Annotated in this window: 17 protein-coding genes and 1 other RNA gene; 6 read left to right on the plus strand and 12 right to left on the minus strand. The window is 51.2% G+C overall.

The window, feature by feature from the left end:
* Positions 1-9: 9 nt before the first annotated feature.
* Positions 10-648, minus strand: coding sequence for a helix-turn-helix domain-containing protein (locus DY231_RS18040; protein ID WP_115630502.1), 639 nt, complete (start codon positions 646-648; stop codon positions 10-12).
* A 260-nt stretch (positions 649-908) separates the two neighbouring features.
* Between DY231_RS18040 and DY231_RS18045 the strand changes: the two genes are divergently transcribed.
* The gene (locus DY231_RS18045; protein ID WP_115630504.1) at positions 909-2,885 is read left to right on the plus strand and encodes an alkyl/aryl-sulfatase; all 1,977 of its coding nucleotides are present in this window, start codon (positions 909-911) and stop codon (positions 2,883-2,885) included.
* Positions 2,886-3,063: 178 nt separating this feature from the next.
* On the opposite strand, the gene ffs is transcribed toward DY231_RS18045, so the two are convergent.
* Positions 3,064-3,160, minus strand: an RNA gene (gene ffs / locus DY231_RS18050) — signal recognition particle sRNA small type.
* Between the two features lie 172 nt (positions 3,161-3,332).
* Between ffs and DY231_RS18055 the strand changes: the two genes are divergently transcribed.
* On the plus strand, positions 3,333-3,644 hold the full coding sequence (locus DY231_RS18055; protein ID WP_147295653.1) for an MGMT family protein: 312 nt from the start codon (positions 3,333-3,335) through the stop codon (positions 3,642-3,644).
* A 39-nt stretch (positions 3,645-3,683) separates the two neighbouring features.
* Here DY231_RS18055 and DY231_RS18060 read toward each other — a convergent pair whose 3' ends face one another.
* Positions 3,684-4,259: a YbaY family lipoprotein gene (locus DY231_RS18060; protein WP_034493727.1), complete on the minus strand. Its 576-nt coding sequence runs from the start codon at positions 4,257-4,259 to the stop codon at positions 3,684-3,686.
* A gap of 215 nt (positions 4,260-4,474) precedes the next feature.
* Between DY231_RS18060 and tesB the strand changes: the two genes are divergently transcribed.
* Positions 4,475-5,335: an acyl-CoA thioesterase II gene (gene tesB / locus DY231_RS18065; RefSeq protein ID WP_034493726.1), complete on the plus strand. Its 861-nt coding sequence runs from the start codon at positions 4,475-4,477 to the stop codon at positions 5,333-5,335.
* A gap of 55 nt (positions 5,336-5,390) precedes the next feature.
* On the opposite strand, the gene amtB is transcribed toward tesB, so the two are convergent.
* The 5 genes from amtB to DY231_RS18090 form a co-directional block, all read right to left on the minus strand.
* Positions 5,391-6,677, minus strand: coding sequence for an ammonium transporter AmtB (gene amtB / locus DY231_RS18070; protein WP_115630508.1), 1,287 nt, complete (start codon positions 6,675-6,677; stop codon positions 5,391-5,393).
* Positions 6,678-6,709: 32 nt separating this feature from the next.
* Positions 6,710-7,048, minus strand: a complete 339-nt coding sequence (glnK, locus tag DY231_RS18075) for a P-II family nitrogen regulator (RefSeq protein WP_002891893.1) — start codon at positions 7,046-7,048, stop codon at positions 6,710-6,712.
* A 244-nt stretch (positions 7,049-7,292) separates the two neighbouring features.
* On the minus strand, positions 7,293-9,071 hold the full coding sequence (locus DY231_RS18080) for a SmdB family multidrug efflux ABC transporter permease/ATP-binding protein (protein ID WP_115630510.1): 1,779 nt from the start codon (positions 9,069-9,071) through the stop codon (positions 7,293-7,295).
* Positions 9,064-10,842 (minus strand): SmdA family multidrug ABC transporter permease/ATP-binding protein, encoded by a 1,779-nt coding sequence (locus tag DY231_RS18085; protein ID WP_115630512.1) that lies wholly within the window; start codon positions 10,840-10,842, stop codon positions 9,064-9,066. The genes DY231_RS18080 and DY231_RS18085 overlap by 8 nt, the downstream gene beginning before the upstream one ends.
* Before the next feature lie 58 nt (positions 10,843-10,900).
* Complete coding sequence (locus DY231_RS18090) at positions 10,901-11,362, minus strand: Lrp/AsnC family transcriptional regulator (RefSeq protein WP_034493833.1); 462 nt, start codon at positions 11,360-11,362, stop codon at positions 10,901-10,903.
* Positions 11,363-11,476: 114 nt separating this feature from the next.
* Between DY231_RS18090 and DY231_RS18095 the strand changes: the two genes are divergently transcribed.
* Positions 11,477-12,523, plus strand: coding sequence for a PLP-dependent cysteine synthase family protein (locus DY231_RS18095; protein ID WP_115630514.1), 1,047 nt, complete (start codon positions 11,477-11,479; stop codon positions 12,521-12,523).
* A gap of 42 nt (positions 12,524-12,565) precedes the next feature.
* Here DY231_RS18095 and cof read toward each other — a convergent pair whose 3' ends face one another.
* On the minus strand, positions 12,566-13,387 hold the full coding sequence (gene cof, locus DY231_RS18100) for an HMP-PP phosphatase (RefSeq protein WP_115630515.1): 822 nt from the start codon (positions 13,385-13,387) through the stop codon (positions 12,566-12,568).
* A gap of 102 nt (positions 13,388-13,489) precedes the next feature.
* On the opposite strand from cof, the gene DY231_RS18105 reads away from it, so the two are divergent.
* Together DY231_RS18105 and queC are read left to right on the plus strand one after the other, a co-directional pair.
* Positions 13,490-15,193, plus strand: coding sequence for an SgrR family transcriptional regulator (locus DY231_RS18105; RefSeq protein WP_115630517.1), 1,704 nt, complete (start codon positions 13,490-13,492; stop codon positions 15,191-15,193).
* A 65-nt stretch (positions 15,194-15,258) separates the two neighbouring features.
* Entirely contained in the window at positions 15,259-15,954 is a 696-nt protein-coding gene (gene queC / locus DY231_RS18110) for a 7-cyano-7-deazaguanine synthase QueC (RefSeq protein WP_034493720.1), read from the plus strand.
* Positions 15,955-15,994: 40 nt separating this feature from the next.
* Here queC and DY231_RS18115 read toward each other — a convergent pair whose 3' ends face one another.
* The 3 genes from DY231_RS18115 to ppiD form a co-directional block, all read right to left on the minus strand.
* Entirely contained in the window at positions 15,995-16,393 is a 399-nt protein-coding gene (locus DY231_RS18115) for a YbgC/FadM family acyl-CoA thioesterase (protein ID WP_115630519.1), read from the minus strand.
* Positions 16,394-16,514: 121 nt separating this feature from the next.
* The gene (locus DY231_RS18120) at positions 16,515-16,892 is read right to left on the minus strand and encodes a helix-hairpin-helix domain-containing protein (protein WP_115630521.1); all 378 of its coding nucleotides are present in this window, start codon (positions 16,890-16,892) and stop codon (positions 16,515-16,517) included.
* Positions 16,893-17,043: 151 nt separating this feature from the next.
* Positions 17,044-18,915 carry a peptidylprolyl isomerase gene (ppiD, locus tag DY231_RS18125; protein ID WP_115630523.1) on the minus strand — a complete coding sequence of 624 codons (1,872 nt, stop codon included), beginning with the start codon at positions 18,913-18,915 and terminating at the stop codon, positions 17,044-17,046.
* Between the last annotated feature and the right edge of the window lie 162 nt (positions 18,916-19,077).

Below are 19,077 nucleotides of genomic sequence, written 5' to 3' on the forward strand. Positions count from 1 at the left end.
TTACAAGCATTAGTATCCATCCGGCAAGACTTTATTTATTGACACCAGCTTTCCATTCTTCATAGTAATATATCCACCCTCTTTTAAATCTGCCAGCACTCTGAATACATGAGTACGAGATAATTTGGTGCGCCGTATAATAAAATTCGCCAGGCCTTCACTTTCTTTGGGGTAGATTTTAGCTCTGTAGAGATAACGGTACAACATGGGTTTGATTGTTTGATAGCTGGTGAGTTGCTTTCTTTCAGCGTGTAATTCAAGAGAGAAAATGGTCATGAAAATCAAAATATTTGATAATACCTGCATATTTTCAGTGCCTTGAAAGAAAATATTATCAAAGTTCTCATAAGAAATTTTAACGACTTTCACTGGTGTCATGCATTTGTATTCAAAACTCAGTAGCGGACAATACCGCTCCATCAAACCAATGGGCATAAAGTCAATCGCATTGCCAATGGTGAGTTCACTTTCTGCATGTAGAATAGCAACAGAACCTTCAACCGGAACATAAATAAAACCTGGTGTCAGATCTAATTTTTTAGTTACGGCAAAAATCAATGGCTCTCCACTTTTGCAGACATCATTAACCTGACGCTCCATGTTCAGCGATTTATAATAACGATGAATATTTTCGAAACTAGCTGCCATAACACATCCAATATATATCATCAGTAATTATAGTATAGCGCCATCAAAACAAAATGTCTGTACAAAATGAAAGGCGTAATTCCATCTAAATAGCAAAATAAACTGTAGTCCCATATGGTACTACTTCATCATTATGTAATCGATTAAAATTGACGAAGTGGTAAACATACAGGTTTTTCAAACCAGTTTATTCAAAATAAAGTGAAGTCTAAAAAATATTTCTTATCTTTTAGACTTTATTAAATTTAGAGGTTGAATTAATGAGACTGAATTTAATAGCCACAAGCCTGATTGCTGCTGGCTTACTGACAACGCTGTCAGTCAGCGCTGCAACGCCAGCGCCAACAAAAGATGCAACAACTGCAACTAAACAAGCGAATGAAGCACTTTACAATCAACTGCCTTTTGCTGATAAAACTGATTTTGCCAATGCGCATAAAGGCTTTATCGCCGCCCTCCCGCAAGAGGCTATAAAGGGCGAGAAAGGCAATGTTATCTGGAACCCGCAGCAGTACGCTTTTATTAAAGAGGGCGACAAAGCACCAGCGACGGTTAACCCGAGCCTGTGGCGTCAGTCCCAGCTAATTAATATTAGTGGCCTATTTCAAGTGACCGACGGTGTTTACCAGATCCGTAACCTCGACCTTTCCAATATGACCATTATTGAAGGTAAAACCGGGATTACCGTTGTCGACCCGCTGGTTTCTGCCGAAACCGCTAAAACGGCAATGGATCTGTATTACAAAAATCGCGGTAAAAAACCCGTTGTCGCGGTTATTTTCACCCACAGCCACGTTGACCACTACGGTGGCGTGCGGGGTGTGGTAGATGAAGCTGATGTCAAAGCGGGTAAAGTGAAACTTTATGCTCCGCAAGGCTTTATGGGTGCCGCAGTTGACGAGAACATTATGGCGGGTAATGCCATGAGCCGCCGTGCGAGCTATATGTATGGCAATCTTTTACCTGCCGATGCAAAAGGCCAGGTTGGTGCGGGCCTGGGTACCACCACTTCAGCCGGTACAGTGACATTACTGGCGCCAACAAACTACATCACTCACACCGGCCAGGAAGAAGTGATTGATGGTTTGACCTACGACTTTATGATGGCGCCTGGTTCAGAAGCGCCGTCAGAAATGCTGTGGTATGTCAAAGAGAAGAAGATGATAGAAGCAGCGGAAGATGTCACCCATACGCTGCACAACACGTATTCTCTGCGCGGGGCGAAAATCCGCGATCCGTTGGCATGGTCTAAATATATTAATGCGGCCATTGATCGCTGGGGCAGCGATGCTGAAATCATTATCGCTCAGCACCACTGGCCAACCTGGGGTCAGGAAAATGTCGTCAACCTGATGAAAGGCCAGCGCGATATGTATCGCTACATCAATGACCAGACGTTGCGCATGGCGAACGAAGGCCTGACCCGCGATGAAATCGCAGCCAACTTCAAGCTCCCACCGAGCCTCGCGAAAACCTGGGCAAGCCGTGGATATTACGGTTCCGTCAGCCACGATGTGAAAGCCACCTATGTGTTCTACCTCGGCTGGTTCAATGGCAACCCGGCAACACTTGATGAACTGCCGCCAGAGCAATCAGCGAAGAAATTCGTGGAATATATGGGCGGAGCAGACAGCATTCTGCAAAAAGCGAAGTCTGATTACCGCCAGGGTAATTACCGTTGGGTGGCTCAGGTCGTGAGCAAAGTCGTATTTGCCGATCCCGATAACAAGGCTGCACGTGAACTGGAAGCCGATGCGCTGGAGCAAATGGGGTATCAGGCAGAATCCGGCCCATGGCGTAACTTCTATTTGTCTGGGGCACAGGAACTGCGTAATGGTGTTGTCAAAGCTGCAACGCCAAATACCGCAAGCCCGGATACCGTACGCGCCATGACGCCAGAAATGTTCTTCGATTATATGGCCGTGCATATCAACGGTGAGAAAGCGGCTAATGCCCACGCGGTGCTGAACTTTAACTTCGGCGACCAGGGCGGGAAGTACAAACTGGAACTGGAAAACGGTGTGCTTAACCACACACCAAATTCAGCAGCCAGTCATGCTGACGCCACAATTAATGTTTCACGCGATACGCTCAATCGCATTGTGCTGAAAGAAGAAACATTGCAACAGGCGAAAGACAAAGGTGATGTAAAAATCACTGGGGATGCAGGAAAACTGGATGAAGTACTGGGTTATATGGATAAGTTTGATTTCTGGTTCAATATCGTTACGCCTTAACCGTTCCACCAAAATAAGTAGTCTATAACTTGAATGCCCTGTGACGTCAGTTGCGGGGCATTTTTATTGCTTTATCGGTTTATTGATTTGCGCTTTAAGGGAATGAAGTTAAAACAGGATAATGCAGAGACAGGCTTAAATATGCTGGAGTTTTACATGCGCCAGAATTGGGTGGGGGCCCTGCCAGCTACATCCCGGCACACGCGTCATCTGCTGCGGCTGCTTCCTTCCGGACCTGACCGAATTCACAAATTAGCATTGCGGGAGAACCAACAGGGCCCCCATTGAGAGCGCTAGTTACCTAACGCGCTGGCGCATTATCCATGTTGCCCTATGCAATTGCAAGCAACGAGCGGTCAGGTGTTGGTTTCTTGCGCAGCCTGCGTTTTGCTTCCTTGTTTGACGGCCGGCGATTATCCTGTACAGCAGGCGTTTACGAGGTTTGCTATGGATAACAATGATTCATTCCCGATGCGGGTTTTCCAGATTATTGCTGCTATTCCAGAAGGTTGCGTCACCACTTATGGCGATGTCGCACGTCTGGCGGGATCTCCGCGTGCGGCAAGACAAGTCGGCGGCGTTCTCAAACGTTTACCCGAAGGCAGCAAACTGCCGTGGCACCGAGTGGTGAATCGCCACGGGCATATTTCCCTGACCGGCCCGGATTTACAACGCCAAAGGCAAGCCTTGCTTTCAGAAGGCATTATGGTTTCTGGCGAGGGGAAAATTGATATGGAACGTTATCGCTGGAATTATTGAAAAGCGCCTCGGGTGAGGCGCTTCGCATTACGGTGAAGATCAGAACTGCGTTGGCGCAGGAACCGCTGCAGAAGGGTTCACCTGGGTCGGTGAAGTTGATGGAACCGTTGTCATCGCACCGCCACTGGCCTGAACAGGAACCGCCGTTTGCTGGACCGGCACCAGTGTCAGATCGACTTTTTTCCCGCCCTGGTTAATCACCGGCTGAATAGTATCGGTGATAAACATCAGTTTATCGTTCACGGTAATCGCCGCACTCAGGATAATTCGCGCATTCGGCTGAATATCTGCTGGGTTAAACGGCAGCACAAAGCTGAACGGTGACTGCTTCCCTTCCGTGCGAACGGCTTTCTGTGACAATACTCGTGACGGCGCATCAGCCATAGAGGCATCAGACAACGTGACAGTGAGTACCGCATCCGGTGGTAAAGCGACTTTCTGACGAATCCATACCGTACCGGAAACATTAGGCTGTGCAATATCAGACTGCGCAGTTGCTGCTGCCGAAGTTGTTGTAGCGGCAGGTGCAGGCGTTGGGATATCAGCGCTTTTCTGCGCGCATCCCGCCATCGCTACGGCAATGGCTAAACCACTTAACGTGTGCACAAGTTTCATTGATTTGTTCTCCTTATTATCAATGCACCAGCAGGCCGTAGGCCCACGAGTAATGAGTGGTTAAACTTACTTATCACGCTAAGTGTGGCACATATAACTGGTTTTTGCCCAAAAGCGAAACCGATCGTCAGGTCGGGCCACTACGTGGCGATTGCAGGAAACCTGTTATAATCAGGCCAATTGCACGATTTTTATTATTTTATTGAGGACCTTTTATGAGTCAGGCGCTCAGCAATTTATTGGCATTACTCAATCTGGAAAAGATTGAAGAAGGTATTTTTCGTGGCCAGAGCGAAGACTTAGGGTTACGTCAGGTATTCGGTGGGCAAGTGGTTGGCCAGGCGTTGTATGCCGCCAAAGAAACCGTGCCGGTTGACCGTCTGGTGCACTCATTCCACAGCTATTTTTTGCGTCCCGGCGATAGCCAGAAACCTATCGTTTATGACGTTGAAACCCTGCGCGACGGGAATAGTTTCAGCGCCCGCCGTGTAGCTGCGATTCAAAATGGCAAACCGATTTTCTACATGACCGCGTCTTTCCAGGCGCCAGAGCCAGGCTTTGAACATCAAAAAACCATGCCTGCTGCCCCTGCCCCTGAAAATCTGAAATCAGAGACTGAAATTGCGATGGCATTTGAGAAACTTCTGCCTCAAACGCTGAAAGAAAAGTTTCTGTGTGAAAAGCCGCTGGAGATTCGCCCGGTGGTTTTCCATAACCCAATGCAGGGCCATGTTGATGAGCCGGTACGCCAGGTGTGGATGAAGGCTAACGGTAAGATGCCTGCCGATTTGCATGTACATCAGTATTTGCTCGGGTATGCGTCGGACTTTAACTTCCTGCCTGTCGCCCTTCAGCCGCATGGCGTCGGTTTCCTCGAACCGGGAATGCAAGTCGCTACCATCGATCACTCAATGTGGTTCCATCGCCCGTTCGATATGAACGATTGGCTGCTCTATAGCGTGGAAAGTACTTCCGCCTCGAGTGCTCGTGGCTTTGTGCGCGGGGAGTTTTATTCTCGTGATGGGGTGTTAGTGGCGTCGACGGTGCAGGAAGGCGTGATGCGCAAGCGGGGTTAATCCTGAAGCATAAAAAAAGCGGAGCCTGTGCTCCGCTTTTTCATTAACGTGTTACTTATGCGTTGTAAGCATTCTCGCCGTGGCTGTTAACGTCCAGACCTTCGCGCTCATGCTCTTCTGGTACGCGCAGGCCGACAGTCAGGTCAGCAACTTTGAAGCCGATGAAGGCGACTACCGCAGACCACAGAATCGTCACACCGATACTTTCCAACTGCACCAGAACTTGATGGCCCATGGTCACGCCTTCTGCGTAGCCCACACCGCCCAGAGAAGTTGACGCGAAGATACCGGTCATGATGCAACCAACGATACCGCACACGCCGTGGACACCGAACACGTCGCAAGGGTCATCAACGCGCAGCCATTTCTTCAGCAGCGTCACGCCCCACAAACCAGCCAGGCCCGCCACGATACCGATAATCAGTGCGCCGCCGACGCCAACATAACCACACGCTGGGGTGATACCGACCAGGCCTGCAATGGCACCGGAACACGCGCCCAACAGAGAAGGTTTGCCACGCAATGCCCACTCGCCGAAGACCCAGCCCAGCACCGCAGCCGCTGTTGCAACAACCGTGTTCACGAACGCCAGGGCTGCGATTTCGTTTGCAGCACTGGCTGAACCGGCGTTGAAACCGAACCAACCGAAGTACAGGATTGCCGTACCGGTAAAGACCATCGGCAAGTTGTGTGGTTTGAAGGCTTCTTTACCGTAACCCACACGTTTGCCAATCAGGTAAGCGCCCACCAGGCCTGCAACCGCGGCGTTGATGTGAACCACTGTACCGCCTGCGAAGTCCATCGCGCCGTGCGTTGCCAGTAAACCGCCGCCCCACACCATGTGTGCGATTGGCAGGTAAGACAGTGTCAGCCAAATCACCACAAAGATAAGCACCGCAGAGAAACGAATACGTTCAGCCAGCGCACCGACAATCAGTCCAACGGTGATACAGGCGAAAGAACCCTGGAACGCAACGTGAATATACTGATAGAACGAACCGGTCAGCGCGGTGAGCTGGATGTTTTTGAGCATCACCCAGTCGAAGTTACCGAAGAAACTTCCGCCCGTGCCGAAGGTTAATGAGTAGCCGTAAACCACCCACAGCACGCAAACCAGTGCAAACGTGACCGTAATTTGCGTCAGCATCGACAGCACGTTTTTGGAGCGAATCAGGCCGCCGTAAAACAGCGCCAACCCAGGAATTGTCATAAACAGCACCAATGCGGTGCTAATCATCATAAAGGCGTTGTCTGCTTTATCGGCCACAGCGGGTGCCGCCAGAGCGATTGATGGCGCAAGTGCCAGGGCTACAACGCCTAAGATAGAGGCTAATTTCTTCATTTTTCCATCCCTTTCACGAGTGGCTAAGACGATTACAGTGCGGCTTCGTCGGCTTCGCCGGTACGAATGCGGATGACGCGTTGCAGTTCGGCAACGAAAATTTTCCCATCGCCAATTTTGCCGGTGTAGGCAGCTTTACTGATAACATCAATTACTTCGTCGAGTTGATCGTCGGCAATGGCTACATCAATTTTCACTTTAGGCAGGAAATTGACGCTGTATTCAGCACCGCGGTACAACTCAGCGTGACCTTTCTGGCGACCAAAGCCTTTCACTTCGGTGACAGTCAGCCCTTGAATACCGATTGAAGACAGCGCTTCACGCACATCTTCGAGTTTGAACGGTTTAATCACCACGGTAACTAGCTTCATAGATCCTCTCCAGTGAGAATTGGCAAACGACACGATTTAGATAAAGCAAAGGTCATGCCAAAATTGGAAAGCAGTTTTTTTCAGCGCGTTAAGCTGCGCCAAATGGGGATTTTAAGGAGAGAAATAATGATGACTGGGATTAAGAAAGTTCTTAGGAAATAAAAACGCACCATTTAAGTGCATGGTGCGTTTCACTTCTGCACCAATGGCGATAACCATTGGTTTTATGCGTGATTTTGGTGCATCACGCGGTGGCGGGTTCTTCGCGCGTAGCGGCGGCTAATTCTTCGCCAGCCAGTTGCAGCTGATACATTTGCCAGTATCGCCCTTGGGCGGCGAGTAATTCACGGTGCGTGCCGCGCTCAACGGCCTGCCCACGATGTAGCACCATAATGGTATCGGCATCGGTTATCGTCGATAAACGGTGCGCAATTACCACAAGTGTGGTGTGCTCGCGGACAACCGCCAGCGCCTGCTGAATAGCCTGCTCGGTGCCGGAGTCAATATTAGCCGTGGCTTCATCGAGGATAAGGATCTGCGGTGCATCCACCAGCACTCGCGCCAGCGCCAGTAACTGCTTTTGGCCAACGGACAAATTATTGCCCTGCTCACCCAGACGCGTGTGAATGCCTTCGCTCATGGTGCGCGCCAGCTCCGCAAGCTGCACGGTTTCCAGCGCCTGCCAGACTGCCGCTTCGCTGATGTCGCGCCCAAGCGTGACGTTTGCAAAGAATGAGTCCGCCAGCACCACCGGATCTTGTTGCACCATCGCCACACCCTGGCGCAACACGCTGTGGCTTAAAGTATCAAGCGGGCGGCCATCAAGGCGAACTTCGCCTTTTGTCAGCGGGTAGTAGCCCATCAGCAAGTTGGCGAGAGTACTTTTCCCGCTTCCGGTGTGCCCGACGAGCGCCACAAAACTACGCGCTGGAACATCCAGATTAATGTCCTGCAATACCAGGCGATCGCCACGGTATGAGAACGACACGTTATCCACTTCAATGCGGCCACTTTCCAGCGGGCGATTGTCGTTGCCGTAATCCTGGCGCTTACCGTCCATTAACTCAAACACACGCTCACCAGCAACCACCGCCTGTTGCAGCATGGATTGTTGGGTGGTGAGTTCGATTAACGGCTCGTTAAGACGCCCCAGATAGTTGATAAACGCGTACAGCACGCCGACCTCAATGGTGCCGACCGAGGTAAAACCGAACAGCATCAGCAAGCCGCAAAGCACCATGGCGGAGAAAAGACTCAGCAACGGACGGAGTAAAAAACCATCGAGGCGCAGGGTTTGCATCCGCGCCAGATAATGTGAGCGGCTGGCGGCATTCATGCGCTCGCCAAAACGCGCCTGCTGGCGGAATTGCTGGATAACGCTCATGCCGGAGATGACTTCGTTAAAGCCATCGTTGATATCCGCCAGATAGCTGCGCACCCGGCGCACAATAGGCGTGCTGTAGCGCTGATAAATAAACATCACGATAATCACTGCCGGGAAGATGCAAATTGCCACCGTCGCCATGCGCCAGTCGAGGGTGAACATCGCCACCAGCATCGCGCCAATCAGCGCTGCACTGCGCAAAACAGTCGCAACGACGGTGACGTACAAATCGCGGATCACTTCGGTATCGTTGGTAACACGGGAAATTAATTGCCCGACAGGCTGAGTATCAAAGGTACTGAGTGGCTGGCGCAGCGCGGCATCCATTACGTCGGTACGCAGCTTTTGCACCACACCCACGGCGGCCTGGTTAAATAACAGTGCCTGCCAGTAATGCAGACCCGCGGCTGAAATAGATAAAAACAAGTACGCAGTGGCCAGCCCGGCCACTGCCGCAATCGGCAAGCGATGTTCAGACACCATGTTGTCGATGAAATAACTCACCAGAATCGGGCCAGTCACTTCCGCAGCCGCCGCAATCCACAACATCACCACCGCCCCCGCAAGCGGTTTACGCCACGGAGAGCCATAGGCCAGCAGGCGTTTTATGGTTGGCCACTGCTTGATTGCCTTACGCATTGGCGGGTTCCTCATCGGCCGTATTTTCTGGTGCGTCATCCAGCGCCGCTTCGAGCTGTTGATAACGATACATGTCGCGATACCAGCCAGAGATGCCCACGAGCGCATCGTGATTTCCGCGCTGCACCACGTGTCCGTGTTGCATCACCAGAATTTCCGAGGCTTCGGTCAGCGCCGACAAACGGTGTGCGCTGATGATTACCGTACGGTTTTCACCCCACTGGCGCAGGTTGTGGAGGATCTGGTGTTCGGTGCGCCCATCGACCGCCGAAAGAGCATCGTCAAGAATCAAAATTTCCGCATCGAGTAATAACGCCCGCGCGATAGAGATACGCTGTTTCTGGCCGCCAGAGAGCATAACCCCACGCTCGCCAACTTCCGTTTCGTAACCTTGCGGCAGACGCAGAATATCGTCATGCACGCTGGCAAGCCTGGCGACGTGTTCAATTTCTTCCTGCGTCGCGCCCGGTTTGCCGAGCGCAATATTGCTGGCAACGGTATCGGAGAACAGGAACGGCGTTTGGTTCACAACGGCCAGACGGCTGCGCCAGGAATCGAGTTTCATCTGCGACAACGCAATGCCGTGGAAGCAAATTTCGCCCTGGTCGATATCAAAGTGACGCTGAAGGAGCGAGAGGATAGTACTTTTCCCGGCGCCCGTTGGCCCGCAAAGGCCAAGCATTTCGCCCGGTTTCAGCGTGAAAGAGACGTTCTCAAGCGTCGGACGCGTGGTTTGTGGGTAATGGAACGCCTGAATATTCGCTTCTACCGTGCCGCGCCCCGCCGGAGCGTCTTGCTCACCATCAACCACTGACGGCGCTTCGGCTAACATGCTGCGGATACGGCTGTACGCTGCGCTGCCGCGCTCAACGATATTGAACATCCACGCCAGCGCCAGCATCGGCCAGATCATCAGGCCAAGATACATCACGAAACTGGTCAACTGGCCGAGTGTCAGCGTGCCCTGAATCACCATCCAACTCCCGCCGCCAATCGCCAGCAGGTTTGCCGTGCCGATAGTGATGTAAATCGTCGGATCGAAACGCGCATCCACGCGCGCGACTTTCATGTTTTTCGCTCCGGCATCTTTGGCTTCAGCGGCAAACAGCGCGGACTGCCTGTCTTCCAGACCAAATGCTTTGATCATACGGATACTGGATAAACTTTCTTGTGTGCGGTCGTTGAGCGTTGAGAATGCGGCCTGTGCGAGTTTGAAACGGTGATGTAACTGGTCGCCATAACGCTTAATCACCAGCGCCATAATGGGCATCGGCAACAGCGCAAGAAGAGTGAGTTCCCAGCTGATTTGCGTCGACATGACAATCAATACTGCGCAGCCCATCACCAGCGAATCCACCAGCGTTAATACGCCCTCGCCTGCGGCAAACACCACGCGATCGACATCGTTGGTGGCTCGCGCCATTAAATCTCCGGTGCGGTGGCGCAGGTAGAACTCGGGATGCTGGCGGCTTAACTGGCGGTAATAATCTTCGCGAAGTTCCACCGCGAGTTGGTAAGACGCGCCGAATAACAGCACGCGCCAGACGTAACGCAACATGTAGACAATGACTGCGATGACCAGCATGACGCCAATCCACATCAGCACGTCGGTGCCTGAAAGCGTCTGTTGGGTGACACCATCAACAATCACGCCCACAAGTTTAGGCGGCACAAGTTGCAGGATGGCAATGATAATCAGCAAGGCCACCGCCCCGAGATAGCGTCGCCATTCGCGGGTGAAGTACCAGCTTAGTTGAGCAAATAATCGCACGCAGTCAGATTCCTGAGAAATACTAGTGAAATACTATTGAAGGCCGGGAGCGCGGGTTTCAACGCTCTAATGGCAAAGCCGTGGTGTATTTTATCTGTTCCATGGCAAAACTCGAAGTGACATCGCTTAAACCAGGAATACCGTTCACCAGCCGTTTGTAAAAATCGTCGTATCGTTTCATGTCTTCTACCTGCACACGCATCAGGTAGTCATACTCCCCTGCCATACGCCAGAAACCGAGCACTTCGGGCATTTCGGCAACCACTGATACAAATTTGCAGTACCACTCGCTGCTGTGATGCTGGGTTTTAATGAGCACAAAAGCGGTCAACCCAAGGCCCAGTTTTTCTGGATCGAGTAACGCGACTTTCGCCCGGATAACACCGTCGTCTTCAAGCCGTTTCAGGCGTTTCCAGCAAGGGGTGGTGGTCAGATTAACGGCATCAGCGAGAGCCTGCAAAGAGAGGGTGCAGTCGATTTGCAACAAGGATAGCAGCTTACGGTCAATTTTATCTAACATGGCGACCTCAGGGAGAAATTTTTTCTCCATTTAATTCCCTGAGAAGGCTAAAAGGCAACTTTTTTATCCCGTTTTTGCATTACTCTAAGCACAAATAGACAAACGGATACGACCATGACCAGCAACTGGGTAAACCACGCTATTAGCGAAATTAACGCCGATTACCAACGCTCCGCCGATACACATTTGATTCGCCTTGCGCTGCCTGGTTTTCCCGGTATTCAGCTGTATCTGAAAGATGAAAGCACACACCCGACCGGCAGCCTGAAACATCGCCTGGCGCGCTCGCTGTTTTTGTACGGTCTGTGTAACGGCTGGATTAAAGAAGGCACCACGATTATAGAAGCGTCTTCCGGTTCAACTGCCGTGTCCGAAGCCTATTTTGCCCGTCTGTTAGGTCTGCCGTTTATCGCGGTCATGCCAGCCTGCACCGCAAAACGCAAAGTTGAACAAATCGAGTTTTATGGGGGCCGTTGCCATTTCGTCGAGAGCGCGTGCGAAATCTACGCCGCATCCGAAATGCTGGAGCGCGAACTGAACGGCCATTATATGGACCAGTTTACTTACGCTGAACGCGCCACCGACTGGCGCGGCAATAATAATATTGCCGACAGTATTTTCCGCCAGATGGAACATGAACCGCATCCGGTCCCGGAATACGTGGTGATGAGCGCTGGCACAGGTGGCACATCGGCCACTATCGGTCGCTATTTACGTTATCAGGGTTATCCAACAAAACTGACCGTTGTGGACCCGCAAAATTCAGTGTTTATGGATTACTGGCAGAACCGGGATTGCAGCTTACGTAGCGCCGTCGGTAGCAAAATCGAAGGGATTGGTCGCCCGCGCTGCGAGCCTTCGTTTATTCCGGATGTGATTGACGACATGATGCGCGTGCCAGATGCCGCCAGTATTGCCACCATGCAATGGCTGGAAACTGTTCTGGGTCGTAAAGTTGGCGCGTCCACCGGGACGAATATGTGGGGCGTGCTGCAACTAGCTGCACGTATGCGTGACGAAGGACGTACCGGTTCTATTGTGACGCTGCTTTGTGATAGCGGCGAACGTTATCTGGAAACCTATTACAACGCGGAATGGGTGAAGGCGAATATCGGGGATGTCGCGCCGTGGCGTGCTGAAATTCTGGATTTGATTAAGTAAAAAATTGGCCGGGCTAAATGCCCGGCCTGCTGCAAGGTCTCGTCATTCGGGGGAATAAGTGAGATTTGGTGTATCCAGCCAATGCGTCAAATAATGAGAAACTGCCTGCTTGTTGCAGTGACCAATAACAGGTAAATGCGGTAAATCTGCTTTCAGTTGCGCCATCGCGTTGCCCATGATCAAACCATGACCCACGCTTGAGAGCATTTCGCGATCGTTCATCGCATCGCCAAACGCCATACAATCTTTCATCGTCAGGCCAAGATGCTGGCTTAATACATTCAGCGCCGATCCTTTATTGCAGCCTGTCGGTAACACTTCCAGGCAATCGACTGCCGAGAAACAAAGAAACGCTTTATCACCCAGCGCTTCATTCAACTGGATTTTCAAACGGCGCAGATCGTCGTGATCGCCGCAGAAACAGATCTTCGTCACCTGATGTGAAGGTAAACGCTTAAGATCCGTCAGGCGGTATTTGAAACCGCTGTAGACATGCGCGTGCAGTAATTCAGGGATCTCGTTTTGCGTCATCCACCCGGTATCGTTAAACACATGCATACTTGCCTGGGTTTCCCAATGGCTGTGCAGGACTATTTCTGCCGCTTCCGGGGCGAGATCTTGCCTGTGCAGCAACTCTCCTTCCGTCGAATGAATGCGCGTCCCGTTTCCGGTAATTAAAAATGCCTCGAGTGATAACGATCCCAGAATATGGCGCATTTCCAGCACATGGCGACCGGTAGCAAACGCGAGAGTCATCTGGCGTTCTTCCCGCAGACGGTTCAGGGTGCGTAGCGTTTCATCACCCAAATGGTGATTGGGCATTAACAGCGTACCATCCATATCAAATGCAGCCAGACGAGCCATGTTTACTCCGATTTGTGACATTTAAAACACTGTTGGCAGTATCACCTGGCATATACGGAACTAATAGTGAATACTTTTTGAAAATTGTTCCGGGTTTATCTCATGCGCTTGTTAAATCGACTCAATCAGTTTCAACGTTTGTGGCAACCTTCGGTGGGAGAACCTCAACAAGTTACGGTGGCTGAACTGGCGGCGCGCTGTTTTTGCAGCGAGCGTCATGTGCGGACTTTGCTTAACCAGTTGCAGGACGCGGGTTGGCTGACGTGGCATGCGCAGTCAGGGAGAGGAAAACGCGGCACGCTGAGTTTCCTGGTCACGCCTGAAAGCGTGCGTTCAGGCATGATGGAACAGGTTCTGCACAAGGGACAACATCAGAATGCGCTGGAGCTGGCGCAAATTGCGCCTGAACAGTTACGCCAGTTGCTGCAACCGTTTCTCGGCGGGCAGTGGCAAAACGATACTCCAACGCTACGTATCCCCTATTACCGGCCACTGGAACCCTTGCAGCCGGGGTTTCTGCCTGGTCGCGCCGAACAACATTTAGCCGGGCAAATCTTTGCCGGACTGACCCGATTCACCTCAAATAACCCGGCTCCGCAGCCCGATCTCGCCCATCACTGGCAAGTCTCGGAAGATGGTTTGAATTGGTATTTCTTCATTCGTTCCACATTGCACTGGCACAATGGCGAGCCAGTGGAAACGACGCAATTACAGCAACGGTTGATGATGCTTTTGACACTTCCGGCAATGCGACGCCTGTTTGTCAGCGTAAAAAGCATCGAACTGACCCATACACAATGCATCCGTTTTATTCTGCATACCCCTGATTACTGGCTAGCTCACCGACTGGCAAGTTATTGCAGCCGCCTTGCACATCCTGAAGATAGCCAAATTGGATGCGGGCCATTTCGTCTCAGCAGCTTTAAAGAAAACCTGGTGCGTATTGAAAGTTTCGAGTCCTGGCATCTCAGCCACCCGCTGCTTAAAGCCGTAGAATACTGGATTACCCCTCAGCTTTTCGATACTGAACTGGGCACCAGTTGCCGCCATCCGGTGCAAATCGCCATCGGGCAGCAAGATGAACTGGTACATCTAAGGCCTGTCAGTAACAGTATCAGCCTTGGGTTTTGCTATCTGGCGGTCAAACAAAACAGCAATTTGTCTCCGGATCAGGCGCGTTTCCTGATGCAGATAATCCACCAGCAGCAGGTGATCGCCAGCCTGCCGGTAGATGAATCGCTGATCACACCGAGCGTGGAGATGATCCCCGGCTGGAAGATCCCCGAGTGGGGCTCATGTAAAACCGTCCCTCTGCCACCGCAATTGACGCTGCTGTATCATTTGCCGGTTGAGTTACATGTTATGGCGCAACAATTGAAAACCCATCTGGCTGATTTAGGCTGCGAACTGAATCTGGTCTTTCACGACGCCAAAAACTGGACGGGTTGCGAAGCCCTGGCTCAGGCCGATTTAATGATGGGTGACCGCTTGATTGGCGAAGCTCCGGTTTACACACTGGAGCAGTGGTTACGCAGCGATGTTATCTGGCCTGCTGTTCTCACGGAAACTCAGTACACCCATCTGCAAGCCACGCTTGATGCCGTACAAGTTCACCCAGAAGAGAGCGCCCGTAGTGTCGGTTTGCAGGAAGTGTTCAGCGCGTTAATGCGCGATGCGATAGTGTCGCCGCTGTTTAATTACCGCTACCAAATCAGCGCGCCGCCTGGCGTTAACGGCATTGAGTTGAATGCCTGGGGCTGGTTCGATTTTACGCAAGCATGGTTGCCACCGCCGACAATGGTGTGAAGAAGCTGGGCAGCCCATACGTCCACGCGTTACCATATATTTTTAAGTGATTAACAGGATTACTCATGAAACGTGCAGTTGTCGTCTTTAGTGGTGGCCAGGATTCCACAACCTGCCTGATTCAGGCCTTACAACAATATGATGAAGTCCATTGTGTGACGTTTGATTATGGCCAACGCCACCGCGCTGAGATTGACGTTGCCCGCGAATTAGCGCTGAAATTAGGCGCTCGTGCCCATAAAGTTCTGGATGTCACATTGCTGAACGAACTGGCTGTCAGCAGCCTGACGCGCGATAACATTCCTGTGCCTGATTACGACCCGCAAGAAAGCGGCATTCCCAGCACCTTCGTTCCAGGGCGCAATATTTTGTTCCTGACGCTGACCGCAATTTATGCGTATCAGGTTGAAGCCGAAGCGGTTATTACGGGCGTTTGTGAAACAGATTTCTCTGGCTACCCGGATTGCCGCGATGAGTTTGTGAAAGCGCTGAACCATGCTGTCAGCCTCGGTATGGCTCGTGATATCCGTTTTGAAACTCCGCTGATGTGGCTTGATAAAGCAGAAACCTGGGCACTGGCAGATTACTGGCAGCAACTGGAACTGGTGCGTAACGATACGCTGACCTGCTACAACGGGATTCAGGGCGACGGATGTGGTGAATGTGCGGCCTGTCACTTGCGGGCTAACGGCCTGAACCACTATCTGGCAGATAAACCCGCGGTAATGGCGGCGATGAAAAAGAAAACCGGTCTCAAATAATTCAATGGGCGTGGTGTTTACCACGCCTTTACTGCTCCCGCTACTCCATCATTTGCACGAGTTTCTCGCGCAATTCCCCTTCCAGCGGAACTGACTTCTGCGTTTTCAAATCAATGCAGACGAAAGTCAGTAACGCATCGGCGACGATTTCGCCTTCAGGCTCAAGTTTAACCACCTGACTCAGCACGCCGCTTTTGCCGTTGAGTTGCTGCAAGCTACTTTCGATGCGTAGCAAATCACCCAATACCGCAGGGCGGCGATAGTTAATATTGATATTCACCACGATGAAGGCGATGTTGTGTTCCGTCATCCACTGGAAACCAGCCGCATTTTCCAAACCCTCCCAGCGAGCCTCTTCAAGGAACTCAAGGTAGCGGGCGTTGTTTACGTGCTGGTAAACATCCATGTGATAACCACGGACTTTGATATGTGTTTGCATAGCGCTAAAACCCTATATCTAATTTTAATAGTCAGGTGAGGTAACAGGCCACACGCAACTGGTATGACCTGTTTTTAGCATAGCAAACTTTCTACACTACGCGAGCCGTCCGTACTAAGCGTTAAAGCTTAATGTGAGACAGATTGCGTTCTACCAACGCACTGCCAATCCCTGGCACCTCCTGAAGCTGTTCGAGCGCTTTGAATGGGCCATATTCTTCGCGGTAGCTCACAATCGACTGCGCCTTTTTCAAACCGACGCCGTTCATTGCCTGCGCCAGCGCTTCCGCACTGGCGGTGTTAATACTCACTACGCCATCGTCAGCATCGCCGGGTTTAGCAACCGTTACGGGAGTGGCTGGAGTTTTATCAATGTGCTGTTGTGCTGTGTCATTTTTAACGACAGCCGGTGCGGCCGCAGCCGGGGTACATGTGCTTGCACCAATAATAGCCACGGCGATACACATTGCTTTAAGTCCGGTTTTGAATCCTGTTTTCATGCTGTTTCTCCTTGTGTGTTGACAGCGAGGCCACCTTACTCGGGGAGAAAAACAGGAACAATTGGCAATCTTCAAATGTGGAAAAGGCCGCGAAAGCGGCCTTTGATTGTTGCAGAGCGTTGCAGTTTACTGCGAGTAACCTCGGAGAGTATTACTGCTGTTCGATGCTGTCGCCCATCTTAATTTTCGCTTCTTTGCGCAGACTGGTCATCAACGCTTCGAAAGAGATTTGGGCATTGTTCTGGGTAATTCCCTGAACCATGGCTTTTTTCTGCTCCGCTGGCATATTACCGGCTTTCACTTCATCGACGGCTAGCAGAACGACGTTACCCTGCATGTCATTTGCCACACCATAAGAAGGTTTATCCTTCGCAGGTAACGGCAGTGAGAATGCCGCCTGGCTAATGGGATCCTGCCCCGTACGCGCTACGGTTTTCGCAGTACCAAAGCTGAGGCCAGCCGCTTTCATCGCTTCATCGCCTTTACCCATTTTCAGAGCGTTCAGCGTTTTGTCAGCATCCAGTTTCGCTTGTTGTTCCGCTTTCTGGAATTTAACCTTCGCGATAACCTGGTCACGAACTTCCGCGAGCGGTTTAATCGCTTCGGCTTTATGTTCAGCGATACGAATAACAAACGCACGATCACCATCAACAGTGATGATGTCAGAGTTCATACCCGGAGTTCCGTTCGCACCCACCAGACCACCATTGAAAATGGCATCGGAAACAGGCTTGAAGTTCAGCTCTGCCGGTAAGTTATCGTGACCGAACCAGCCAGTCTCAACCGCTTTAACGCCAGCCACTTTTTCAGCACTTGCCAGAGATTCGTTATCGTTGCTTGCCGCGTCGCTCACTTTTTGTTGCAGCGCGTAATAAGCATCAACTGCTTTATCTTGCTTCACTTTCGCCGCAATCGCGTCTTTCACTTCAGACAGCGGTTTGGTTTGCGCAGGCTGGATGTCATCAAGACGCACAACCAGGAAACCGACAGAAGATTTGATAACACCGGACAACTGGCCTTTGTCTTTCAGACCGGCATTTTTCAGCTCATCAGGAGTGGTACCTGGCTCCAGCCAACCCATGTCACCGCCGTTACGGGCAGAGATGATGTCAGCAGATTTTTCTTTTGCCAGGGCCGCAAAGTCACCGCCTTTGTTCAGCTCATCCAGAATCGCTTTAGCTTCGGCTTCAGTTTTGGTCTGAATCACGCTGTAACGGTTACGTTGAGGTTGAGTGAACTCGTCCTGATGCTGGTCGTAGTAGGACTGAATATCTGTATCCGCCACTTCAACTTTCTGAGAAGCAGCATCAAGCATGATGTAGCTTACTTTGAACTGCTCAGGGGCGATGTATTGGTTTTTGTTTTGCTCGTAGCTGCTGTTGATTTCCTGCTCGGTCACTTCTTGCTTCGCTGCCAGAGCATTCACATCAATGGTCGCTTCACGAACAACACGTTGCTGTGATACCAGGGCTGCCAGCTCGTCAGTTTCACCTGCCAGCATGAAATCAGTACCGACAACGGCGTTGATCAACTGCTGCGTCGTGAGCTGGTTACGCAGCGCTTGCGCGTATTGGTCAGCAGTCATCCCCATGTTGTTGATGATTGCGGTATAACGGGCGTTATCAAATTTACCGTTATTCTGGAAAGCGGGTTCTTTGAAGATAGCGAGTTTGATTTGCTCGTCGCTAATGCCAAGACCAAGATGTTTGGCGTATTGATCCATTAACGCTTCATCAATCAGGCGTGACAGCACTTGCTGGCGCATCTGCTTGATGTAGCCTTCGTTGCCAGCCAGTACAGAGAATTGTTCGCCAAGTTGCTGCTGTTGGCGATTACGTTCGCTGGCAACGGCATTTTCAAACTGACCACGGCTGATTTCCTGGCCATTCACTTTTGCGGCGTAGTTGGCACTTCCGCCAATCAGGTATCCACTCACGCCAGTCAAAATGAATGACACGATAATGATCCCGAAAATTATCTTGATTACGAGGCTGTTGGCCGCCGTACGTAAATTGTCCATCATGGTGTAACAACACTCCACTGTAGTGTGAATGGTAAACCCAGCGCAGTCGCTAAATGGGCATCCCTGAATACGCGTACTGCTGTGCCGCGGCGTGCAAGCGGGTATTGTGACAAGAAAACAGGTTCAAATCATCAAACATGCGCAAAATTAACAGCCATGCAT

Source organism: Buttiauxella agrestis, assembly GCF_900446255.1.
GTDB classification, from domain to species: Bacteria; Pseudomonadota; Gammaproteobacteria; order Enterobacterales; family Enterobacteriaceae; genus Buttiauxella; species Buttiauxella agrestis.